The sequence below is a fragment of the Mycolicibacterium neworleansense genome, assembly GCF_001245615.1.
Taxonomy (GTDB): domain Bacteria; phylum Actinomycetota; class Actinomycetes; order Mycobacteriales; family Mycobacteriaceae; genus Mycobacterium; species Mycobacterium neworleansense.
Genome location: NZ_CWKH01000003.1, coordinates 538,093 through 548,910, shown reverse-complemented (window position 1 = coordinate 548,910; position 10,818 = coordinate 538,093). Strand labels below are relative to the sequence as shown.

Annotated in this window: 8 protein-coding genes; 5 read left to right on the top strand and 3 right to left on the bottom strand. The window is 64.3% G+C overall.

Features of this window, described 5'->3' with window-relative positions:
* Window positions 1-167: 167 nt before the first annotated feature.
* The 5 genes from BN2156_RS27170 (at window position 168) to BN2156_RS27150 (ending at window position 7,031) form a co-directional block, all read left to right on the top strand.
* The gene (locus tag BN2156_RS27170; RefSeq protein ID WP_090518053.1) at window positions 168-857 is read left to right on the top strand and encodes a hypothetical protein; all 690 of its coding nucleotides are present in this window, start codon (window positions 168-170) and stop codon (window positions 855-857) included.
* Between the two features lie 73 nt (window positions 858-930).
* Window positions 931-2,175, top strand: a complete 1,245-nt coding sequence (locus BN2156_RS27165; RefSeq protein WP_090518052.1) for a PE-PPE domain-containing protein — start codon at window positions 931-933, stop codon at window positions 2,173-2,175.
* Between the two features lie 459 nt (window positions 2,176-2,634).
* On the top strand, window positions 2,635-3,951 hold the full coding sequence (locus BN2156_RS27160) for a hypothetical protein (RefSeq protein WP_090518051.1): 1,317 nt from the start codon (window positions 2,635-2,637) through the stop codon (window positions 3,949-3,951).
* Window positions 3,952-4,657: 706 nt separating this feature from the next.
* Complete coding sequence (locus tag BN2156_RS27155) at window positions 4,658-6,199, top strand: hypothetical protein (RefSeq protein WP_090518050.1); 1,542 nt, start codon at window positions 4,658-4,660, stop codon at window positions 6,197-6,199.
* Window positions 6,200-6,446: 247 nt separating this feature from the next.
* A complete protein-coding gene (locus tag BN2156_RS27150; RefSeq protein WP_131725212.1) occupies window positions 6,447-7,031 on the top strand; it encodes a hypothetical protein in 585 nt (194 codons plus the stop codon).
* Between the two features lie 51 nt (window positions 7,032-7,082).
* Here BN2156_RS27150 and BN2156_RS27145 read toward each other — a convergent pair whose 3' ends face one another.
* The 3 genes from BN2156_RS27145 to BN2156_RS27135 form a co-directional block, all read right to left on the bottom strand.
* Window positions 7,083-7,664 carry a DUF1707 SHOCT-like domain-containing protein gene (locus BN2156_RS27145; protein WP_090518048.1) on the bottom strand — a complete coding sequence of 194 codons (582 nt, stop codon included), beginning with the start codon at window positions 7,662-7,664 and terminating at the stop codon, window positions 7,083-7,085.
* Window positions 7,665-7,761: 97 nt separating this feature from the next.
* The gene (locus tag BN2156_RS27140) at window positions 7,762-8,523 is read right to left on the bottom strand and encodes an SDR family oxidoreductase (protein WP_090518598.1); all 762 of its coding nucleotides are present in this window, start codon (window positions 8,521-8,523) and stop codon (window positions 7,762-7,764) included.
* A 40-nt stretch (window positions 8,524-8,563) separates the two neighbouring features.
* Complete coding sequence (locus BN2156_RS27135) at window positions 8,564-10,612, bottom strand: PE-PPE domain-containing protein (protein ID WP_090518047.1); 2,049 nt, start codon at window positions 10,610-10,612, stop codon at window positions 8,564-8,566.
* Window positions 10,613-10,818 lie beyond the last annotated feature (206 nt).

The window sequence follows — 10,818 nt, the reverse complement described above, 5'->3', positions numbered from 1 at the left end:
TCATGGCTGCCCTCAAATCGACGAAGATGTCGTGGCGAGGGCGGTCCAGCGACATCTTCGTCGATGTAGGGGCTGCTGGCGGATTGACCGCTGGAAGCGCGGGCAGGAGAACCTCAGGGAGTCGGCGACGACCCCCCATTTGCCCTGACGATGCCCGGGGTGTGAGTGTGGGGGCCGATACCGCGATGGGGGATGGTGTGAATCGACTGGCGGGCGTGGTCGTCTTGGTGGCCACGATGATGCTGAGCGGCTGCACGCATCTGACGGACGGCACCGCGACGGCCGGATTCGAGCCACCCGGACAATCGCCGGGTTCGCCGGGCTCGCCCGCATATAAGGCGCAGCAGTGCGAGCAGTTGCATTCGGATCGCTGGATCGAGCTGTCGGGGACCGCGCCCGACGAACCCCGGGTGCGGATCGCGCAGCCGCCGGGCTGGGAACCGGTGCCCGAGTTGGCGACGGGGGCAGTCAGATTGGTCCTGCGTAATGTGTCCCTCAGTGACGGCGTGACGAATCCGGCTGTCTCGGTGGCCACCGGGGACGCGACGGACGGGAACCGATCGCCCGAAGATCTGCTCAGTGACAGCATCCAGGGCTTCGAGGCCGGGGGCGGGCAGAACATCACCCACGTCCCCGCGGAGATATGCGGGTTCCCGGCGTTGATGGCCAACTACACGGTGCCGCCCAGTGACGGCGGCAAGACGATCTACGTGACCGGCGTGACGGTGATGGTGCCGCTCGGGTCGAAGGTGTGGAACCTGGTGGCGTTGGCGCAGAGCACCGCACCCAACAACGAGACCTACATGGCCGACGCCCAGGTGATGTTGGCCGGGTTGCGCATCGCCATGCCTCGCTAGCTCGCATCAGCTGACGGTGCCGTCGGCCGTCGGGTAGCTTCTGCTCATTCGCATTGGGCTGGGAGGCGGCGGCATGGCACAACGCTTGGGCGAACGTGTGTTGCCGGCCTCCTTTCTGGGCGGGATGGCGTTGGCGACAGTGGCCGCGCTGGCGGCGACGCAGCCGGTGACCGCGGTGCAGTTGTCCGCGCTCATCATCGGCTCGAGTTCGACGAACCCGAGCGGCGCGGGCGTCGCGGATTTCTACGGTGGGCTGTACCGGCAGGGGCAGGACGAGCCGGTGGTCGCGAACTTCTTCACCGGTCCGTTCGGGATCTATCGGGCCATCCAGGACAACAGCGGTGACGACGACGATGTGGTGCTGTCCTCGGGCTGGGGTGCGGCCAATGCGAGCCTGCTGCTGACGTACGGCAAGCTGACCCACGATCCGGTGGTCACCCAACCCTCGCTGTATGTACTCGACAACAACGTGGCGAGCCCCAACGGCGGATTCGGCACCCGGCTGCCGTTCTTCGCCGTGATCGGGGTGAATCCGATACCGACGCCGACGGACCCGGGTGTGCCCGTCGTCAACGTGGTCTACGAGTACGACATCAACTCCAACATCCCGGCCTACCTGTGGAATGCACCTGCCATGGCCAACTCGTTGATGGCGTACCTCGACCGCCGGCTCGATCAGGACAGCCTGGATTTCCCGGTCGACGCCGAGGGCAACGTGCGCGACTGCGACGCCGCGTGCCGGGAAACACTGGAGTCCGGCGGCACCGTCGTGCGGGAGACGGCCGACGGCACGGTGCGGATCAGCAAGGTCGGCGACACCACCTACGTGGGTTACGAGTCGACGAACCTGCCGCTGGTCTCACCGCTGCGCACGTTAGGGGAGCCGGGCAACCTGCTGGCCGACGCGGCCACGCCGGCGTTGCGGGCCGTGGTCGATTACGGGTACCCGCACAACGACCCGTTGGCCAACCCGCAGAAGTACACGCCGGCCCGGCTGATCCCGACCCGAGCCGAAACCGAGCGGTTCGTCGATGATTTCACCGCCGGGCTCGAGGAAGGTGCAAACATCCTGCGCGACGGTGGCTCTGCGGCCGGGCCGGCGCGGGCTCCGGAGCCGACGGCCCGCCCACTACTGCGCAAGAGCCCGGACTTCTCCCCGAAAGCGCTGGGCCGCGATCGTGCTGTGGGTCCACGCCGGGCGGGTGGGCCGGTGCTGGACGGAGTGCGAGCCTGGGCCAACAAGCTACGCGGCGATGGCGCGACGGCCTCGTCGGCGCCAGAACCGGCCGAGGACGACGGAGCTTCAACGCGCGGTTGATAAGCAATCGTTCAAACGCTCAATATGGCGCCCGTCAATTGCATCGGCAATAAGTGGAGCCGTCCAAGACATGCTGCCTTTCCGCCGCGCAACTATTGCGTAACGCAACAATAATCGCGGTGTTGCGGCGTCGCAACTTTCGATTCATTGCATTCGCAATCAAATAAGCTCGGGCCATTGGTCCGCCAAGGCTCACTGCGAACGGGATGGGCGGCGACCTGCGGGGCAGTAGCTCACACTGAGCGGAAGCCCCCGCTCCGATCGTCGCGAATTGCCGATCGTGACAATACGGTTTGTGTCACTACATCCGGCGCGAAAGTCGGATGAATATTGACGCGTATCGGTTGCAGGAGAAGGTGTCGCCACTTAGCATTCTCAGGAGTTTCTAAGTTGCCGCCGGCGTTGATGCGGATTCTCGGAAACGGCCGTTTTTCGTCCTCTATGTAAGGGGCTCACCATATGGCTGTACGTCCGCTCGTCACCACGGGTGCGGCACTTCTGAGCGCCGGCGCACTCATCGCCACGACGCCGGCGCTGTTCGTGCCCCGGAGCGAAATCACCGTCGCGGCCGAGGCTCCGGCCCCGCAAAAGCTGACGCAGGAACAGATCCGCCTGCTCGCGCTGTCACTGCAGGGCGCCTGGCAGTCGTTCACCCAAGGTTACGGCGGCATCTATATCCCGGGCCAGGTGATCGTTGGCTACGACCCGGTGACCGAAGAGCCGATTTACGAGGACGCCCCGGGCGACTGCACCGCAGAAGGGGCGGAGTGCCTGGATGGCTTCCCGGGGTTGGCGTACTACCTGAGTGACAACATCCTCCCGCTGGGGCCGGTGGACAACATCTTCTTCGAGGGCGGCTTCACCGAACTGGCGCGTCAGGCCATACTGGTCGTCGCCGAGGCAATTGACGACGTCGACCCGACCGGCCGGCTCGATCTGGCCAAACGTGTCAACGACTTCTTCGACGGTGGCGCAACGCAACTCGTCGGCAATCTGCTGCTGGACAACCTGCCCCAGGACGGCTACGCCTACGGGCTGACCAACTCGTTCTTCTTCGGATACGGCGCCAACACCGGCATCACCGCCACGATCACCTACATCGTGGACGCGATTGCGCAGGGCACCCCCACACCGACGCCGAACCTGATCAATCCGCTCGACTCCGGCCCTGGCTTGTTCTCGACCGAGGAGGAGGGCGCCAGCGACACCACGCTGCTGGCCAAGCAGGAGTCGGGTGTGACGACCACCGAGCTGCCCGAGGCGGGGTCGTTGCTGAAGCTGTCGACGCCGAAGTTCGAGTCGCCGTTCAAGAACCTGGTGAAGCTGCCCATCAAGGCGCCCGCGGCAGAAGACACCACACTCGTCCAAGAGCCCGATGCCACCGAGGACGTGGTCAAGGGTCCCGAGGCCCCGCTCGAAGGCGGTACCGAAGCCAACCCGCTCGGCGTCGAGCTTCCGAAGCTGGATCTCCCGAAGTTCGAGGCCCCCAAGGCTCCTGAGTTCAAGGCACCGGAGCTGAAGCTGCCGGAGCTCAAGCTCGACCCCGAGCCCACGACCACGGTCAAGGTCAAAGAGAAGGTAGCGACGGAGAAGGAAGAGCCGAGCACGGGCGTCAACACCAAGACCGGCAACAAGGTCTCGCCGCCCATCCTGTTCGGTAACGGCGGGCCGAAGGGCGAATCCAACGGCAGCAAGTTCCTGAAGAAGCTGGGAGAGGCCGTCCAGAATGCCACTGGTGGTGGCGACGACGACTCGGGCGACGGCGGCGACAAGTAGTAAAACGCGGCGCGCAATCTCAGGTTTCTCTCATGCGCTCCGATGTTCGCTGCGGGCCTGTGACCTGGCCTTATTGACCTAGGCGTAAGGCCGGGGTGCCCGGTGAATCATGGCATTCCGTTTTTCCGTCGAGCCGATTTGAATCAATGGCGACCGTCGCCGCTTTCTCGCAACGCAAGTCGGGCCAATTCCGATGGGAACATTCGCCCGGCGTACGGGCCTGAGTCTCCGGCGGCTCGGTCCGGGACACGAAGCCCAGGCGCGGGTCGTGCTGGATCGGTGATCGTCGGTGCAGTGTCATGCGCTTGACCTAGGGCTTTGGGCCGCCTCGCGGCAGGGTTTGCGCCGAGCCGGCCCGGCCAGCCACGCAAGTGTGCCGGATCAATGCGGTAGGGGGTGGCGGTGCGGATTCCACGGGCGGTAACCCGCATCTTTGCGTTTTATCCGTCCCGCGGCGACGGTATTCGTCATTAGCTGATCGTGCACCGTCCCGGAATGGTTGCGTCTGCATCGAAAAATCCGTCGGCAGCACCCCGCGAAAGTCGCGTCGGAGGGACGCCTCGGGGGCCCGTGTCCTGCGTAGATAGAGGTTGCGGGAGGTGGTGACGGGAATTACCCTTCTCAAGGACTTCTAAGGTTCTACGTAGGTATCTGCACGGGTTCTCAGGAACCCGGCTCCCGCTCGAGATAAAGGGGCCCCACCCATATGGCAGTTCGTCCGCTCGTCACCACTGGCGTCGCACTCCTCAGCGCCGGCGCGCTTGTTGCCGGGACCCCTGCACTGTTCGTTCCGCGTGACGAGATTACGGTCGCTTCCTCGAGCACGGAAGCCCCGACTCAGCGGACGCTGACTGCGGAGCAGATCGACCTGGTGGCGCTCTCGCTGCAGGGTGCGTGGCAGGCCTTCACCCAGGGTTACGGCGGGTACTACTACCAGGGCGTGACCACCGCCCCCACCTCCGGCTACATCGTCGTCGACGGCAAGCTCGCCAACCCGACGGACACCACCCCGGACACCACACCGCTCGTCGACTCGGAGCAGAAGCCGCTCTATAAAAAGGTCAACGGGACGCTTGTCCCCGCCACCGTTGGTGACATGGCAGACGGTGCCCAGTTCTACGACGCGGCCGGCAACGAATCCAACGAATACGTCTACGCGCCGGGTGACTGCTCGGCGACCGGCGCCGTGTGCAAGGACGGATTCACCGGCCTTGCTTACTACTTCAGCAACAACCTGCTGCCGATAGGGCCGCTCGATGACATCTTCTTCGAGGCCGGCTTCAACGAATTCGCTTACCTCGGTTCGGTGATCGTCGCCGCAGCCGTCGACGCGTTCGACCCGACCCAGCGCCTGCAGCTCTCGAAGCGCGTCGACGAATTCTTCGGTGGCGGAGCCGCGACAGTCGTCGGCAGCATCCTGAACGACAACCTGCCCGACGGCGGATTCGCCCAGAATCTGAGCAACTCGTTCTTCTTCGGCTACGGGGCGAACACCGGCATCACCGCCGCTGTCACCTACATCGTGGACGCCATCGCTCAGGGCACCCCCACCCCGAATCCGACTCCCGCAGAATCGCTTCTGTCGAAGATCGGTTTCGGAGAGGAGACCGCCGCGGATTCGGCGGTCACCGAGGAATCCGATGTCACCTCCACGACACTGCCGAACGTCAGCAAGCTCCTGAGTCTGCCGACGCCCAAGCTGGACATCGAGTCGCCGTTCAAGAAGCTCGCGGAGCAGCTTGAGGCTCCGGTCGATTCCAAGCTCGTCAAGACAGCTGACGTCAAGGTTGAGGGCACGGTCGAGGAGACCACCGAGACCGGCACCGAAACGGGCACACCGGCCGTCGAGGTTTCCACGCCCGAGGCTCCGAAGTTCGAGCTGCCCAAGCTGCCGAAGCTGGACCTCGGCCTCACCCCGAAGGTTGAGGAGAAAGAGGTCAAGGAAGTCAAAGAGCCTGCCGCCGAAGAAAAGTCGGAAGCGGCTGACACGACCGACACCGGTGCCGCCGCGGGCGCTTCGAACAAGTTCGAGCCCAAGTCTCGCGCCACCGAGCGCAAGAAGTCGGCCGGTGAGAAGTTTGTCGAGAACGCCACGAAGAACCTCGAGAAGGCCTTCAAGCCGACCACCAAGGCCGGTGCCGACAAGCACGAAGCCGCCAAGTCCGACACCGACGCCGGCGCCAAGGCCGGCAACAGCGCCGGTGACACCAAGGACCACAAGGACACCAAAGACAACAAGGACAAGTAGCACCTGAGTCGACACGACGGCCCCCTCCAAATCGGAGGGGGCCGTTGCGTTTTCACGCTTCTTGGCCGGGTCCTGTGTACGAGCTGTGAATTCTCGTGATCATGTGCCGAACAGCAAATGAACAACATCGCCACTACCTATCGCCGGTGCCCGTGGTGCCTTAGGTTCGCTGGCGGGCCAGCGGCAATGTCAGCCGGATAGGCCCAATTTAGCTGCGGCGCAACGCCAATCACGAGAGGTTACAGGCATGGCAAAACATCGGAAGATCTCCGAGCGGTCGGTACGGGGTCGGACGCTCGTAGGTGGGATCCTCGCGGGCGGTGCGCTGGCGATGACTGGGCCGGCCGGGATGGCGCTCGCCGTACCCACCAACACCGGCAACCCGTCCGCTGACGCCGTGGGCCGCCCGGATCTGGGCAACCCGGCTCCGGGCGTGCGCGTCACGCAGGCCGTCGGCGATCAGGTTTTCAACCAGAAGACCCCGGTCAACAAGGCCCTCGACGACAGCGAGCTCGGCAGGGTTTACCACCTCAACTACGGGACGACGAGCACGGGCATCGTCGACCCCAAGACCGGCAAGGTTGATCCCGGCACCAACGGTGTCGTCAAGGGCGAGCTGAACGTCAACGCCGGCAAGTACTACTACGACGACCTCCAGGCACGCGGCCTCGCGCTGCCCGACGAGAAGGATCTGCCGGGCGTCCTGCCCAGGCTGGCCAGTGGCAACACCGCGGTCTCGACTGCGAAGTCGGGCTCGACCGCCAAGGTGTCGTCCAACTGCACCACGTCGACCGCCAAGACCTCGGTGAGCGCACAGGCTGCCAGCTGCTGACAGCCAACAGATACAACGGCGGGCGGGCCTTCGGGCCCGCCCGTTTCGTCTTCAGTCGCTCTGGTTGCGACGCTTCTTGCGTTTGACGCTGACGCTGCCCCACAGCGAGAAGCCGCGGATGTGGACACGCGGCGCTCCGGCCGTCCCGTCGCCGTTGACGCTGTGATCGAAGTTCCCCATCACGCCCACGCCTTGTAGGTCCACATTCACCTCCGGCGGCACCAGGATGGTCTGCCCGCCGAAGATGGAATAGGTGCGGACCTCGACATCTGGGGCGGTGAAATCGGCATAGCGCAGATCGACCACCCCGCCACCGAAGAGTGCGAACGTCGTCAGCTTCTTCGGCACGTTCCACCGGCCGCGGCGCTCGAACCCGCTCATGATCGCCAACAGCAGCGTGGATGGGGCAGGGCGACAGTGGCCGGCCGAACAGTTCACGGCGCCGGGAAGGTCGCGACTCAGCCGCGCCAAATCGTCATACGTCTCAGCCGCGTAGGCCTTTGCTAGCCGGTCCTCGTACTCGGTCATCGGCAGCCGGCCCGCGGCGGCAGCATCAGTGAGCAGCTGCGCCACCTGAATGCGGTCGGTGTCGGCAGCCCGCATCGACCTGCCCTGCGGCGCTGAAGTGCTCATCGCTGTCGAGCCTACGACGATCGCTGCCACATGCAAGACCGATGGCCAAACTGTGTCTGCATGGTTGCGACAATCGACGCCGCGCGACGAAGGTGAGCTACGCGTCCGTGCCCAGATAGTCCTGGAACGATGCGCCGTCGACGGCGTTTTCCGGGGTCAGATTGGCTCCCGACCTGTAACCGGCGACGATGCGACCGGGCAGGGTGAATCTGGCCACCCGACGCACGCTGTTGTGTGCTGAGAGATACATCTGTCCCAATTCTGGGTGGCTGTGGATACTCGGGCCACCGATGTCCGCCACGCGCCCGGCCGGTTCTGAATCGATCAAAGAGACCAATCGGGTGGCCACATCGCGGGTGTCGATGGGCTGAAATCGGACGCCCCGCAGTGCCCACAAGAAGGGCGAGAATCGCTGTACCGAGAACGTCTTTTCGATTAGCTCGTGGAACTGTGTGGCGCGCAGGATCGTGTGCCCGACACCGGACGATTCCAGCGCCTGCTCGACCCGCAATTTCGTCTTGTAGTAAGGAAGCGGGATGTCCTCGATCCCGACGATCGAGATGTAGATGAGGTGCCCGACGCCGTTGCGTCGCGCGGCCTCGATCAGGTTCCGGGCAGCCCTGATGTCCTTACTGCCGGTCGCTTGAGTGGCGCAGTGGACGACGACGTCCACGCCATCGAGGGCGGCAGCCAGACTGTCAGGCTTGAGCAGGTCGGCCTGGTGCCAATGAACGCCCGTGTAGCCGACGCGGTCCCGCCGGCTCAGCGCGCGCACCTGATGACCGGCCTCGGTCGCCTCTGGTACGACATGGTGGCCGAGAGTGCCGGTCGCCCCGGTGACGAGCACAGTGCGTGGCATGCTGGCCACGCTACCGACGCGCCCCCGGGGCTGTCAGCGATTAGGCCGCCGCGTCCGACTTCTCTTTCTTTTCGGCCTTCTTCTGGGCCTTCGTCTTCTGCGACTTCTTCAAGTCCTTGGTGGCGTCCTTGATGTCCTTCGCGGCTTCATCTGTGGCGCCTTTGACTTCCTTGGCGGCGTCATCGACTGCGCCTCGCACCTTGGCCACCGTCTCCTTGACGGACTTCTTGATGGGGTCGCTGGCATTGGCGGCGTGGCGGGCCTTGGCACGGGACTTCGCCTTGGTCTGCAGCGAATCCTTGTCCACACCAAGGGCTTTGAGCACGTCCTTGCCGGCGGCCGACTTGGCGTCGGAATCCTCGGCCGCGGCCGCCTCGGTGTCAGGGGCGTCGACGGCAAGTGTCTTGAGCAGGCCGTCGCTCGACGGAACCGCGGTGACGGACTGCTTGTTGGTGGTGGATCCGTTGACCTTCATCATGTTGTCGATGGCGGCTTCCACCTGGGCGTTGATCCCGTCGAGAGCATGGGTGACCGGAGCCAAGCCCTTCTCGACCGCGTCGAACACCGGATCCGCACCGTCCTGGACGGCTTCGAGTGCATCGCTCATGGCCTTGGCAACCGCCACTGTCACGGCGTTCTTTACGATCGGCGAGGAGTCCGCGCCCGGAACTTTCGCGACCCAGGCGTCCGGGTTCAGCGCGTTCTTCTGAATGCCGTCGATCAGCGCGTCGAACACGATCTCATTGGCGGCCAGCTGCTGCGTGGGGGTGAGCGGAGAGTGCCACAGGTAGGCCTGCTCACCGGCCTCGTTGAACGTGCGCTCCAGTGTGTCAGGGTTGACGTCCTGGTAGCCCATGTTGACCAGCTTTCGCAGCGCGTCTTCGACGCTGTCAGTCAACGGCGTCGGGATGTGAACGCCGGGAACAAGGTTGGCCAGATGAGGAACCACCCGGAACGGCTCGAGCAACGGGAGATTGCCCGAGTCGTAGGTGATGTACGTGGCGTTGCCCGGGAAGTCGAGGAAGTTCACGTTGAAGAGTTTCAGCAAGTCGCCGATGACCGGGATCATCTGCACGCCTTGGCCACCGGTGGGGTCGATCATCACCTTCACGCCATCGGCGATGCCGCTGATCAACTTCGGCAGCACATGGTTGCCGATGTTGTTGTCCTCGTCGGGCAGGAGATAAGTCAGGAACACCCCGGCGGCGGCCGCGTTGGCCCAGGCCAGTGGGTTCAGCGTGGTGGGCGCGTCGGACAGCGGGTTGTACGCCCAGGTGATGTCGAGGATCGAGGTGTTGAGAACCTTGGTGATCTTGCCGCCGTTGGCGTCCTCATTGGTATAGCTGCCCGCGTCCGGAGTGGTGAGATTCAAGCCGAACAGGTTGGTCAAAGGTGTTGCCAGGGCGAACAATCCACCGCCGGGGCGGCTGGGGTTGTTGACGAAGATCAACCACTGACCGGTGACGCCGTTGCCCCAGTCCGGGTCATTGGACTGCACCGCATTGATCATGTCGCGATACGCCAGCGACGTGGTCAGCCCGCCAAGGCTCTCGGACAAGATGACCGAACGGCGCTGATTCAGGATGGGCCACTGCTTGACCAGTGCTGCGAGGGTCTGATCGATGAAGGGCACCTGGTCGAGGCCGAACATCTTGGCGAGTCCGGTGAGCGTGTAGTCCAGCCCATTGACTGCGTTGTACACATCGCTGGGCATCGGTCCCTTGACGCCGGCCTCGATCGGTGAGATCGCGTCGAGCAGGTTCAGCAGCCCAATGACGGTGTCGGCCAAGGCTGTATTGCCGGTCAATCCTCCGGCGGCCTGGATCACGTTCTCGGGCGTGATACCGAGCGCCTGCGCGGTCCAGAAGATCGGGCCCACTCCGTAGAGACCGACGATGTCCGGGATCTTGCCGATATCGGATGACGCGGTCAGCTCGACATCCGCTTGCACACTGCGGTTGTGGGCCGCCAGCGCTTCCGGCGCGGAGGACGCGACGCCTGCGGTCAACGCTGCCGTCGTCGCGACGATCGCTGCCGCGGTGGCTGCTGCCTTGGCTTTGTGCAGACGGGGAGGAGTGGGCTGTGACATCAAGCGCGCCGCCTTCGATATGTGACCTGGCCGACAAAGTGCTTGCACACTGTAGCAACGAGTATTTGCCCAGTCGCAAATTTGCCTTGTTTGCTTATCTGTGCACTCGCTGTGCGGCTTGCCCTGGGGAGTCGGGAGTTATCCACAGCGTGGATTTCGTCCACAGATAGCGGATTGGCGCCGCCGATCCAACGGATCCCGAACTA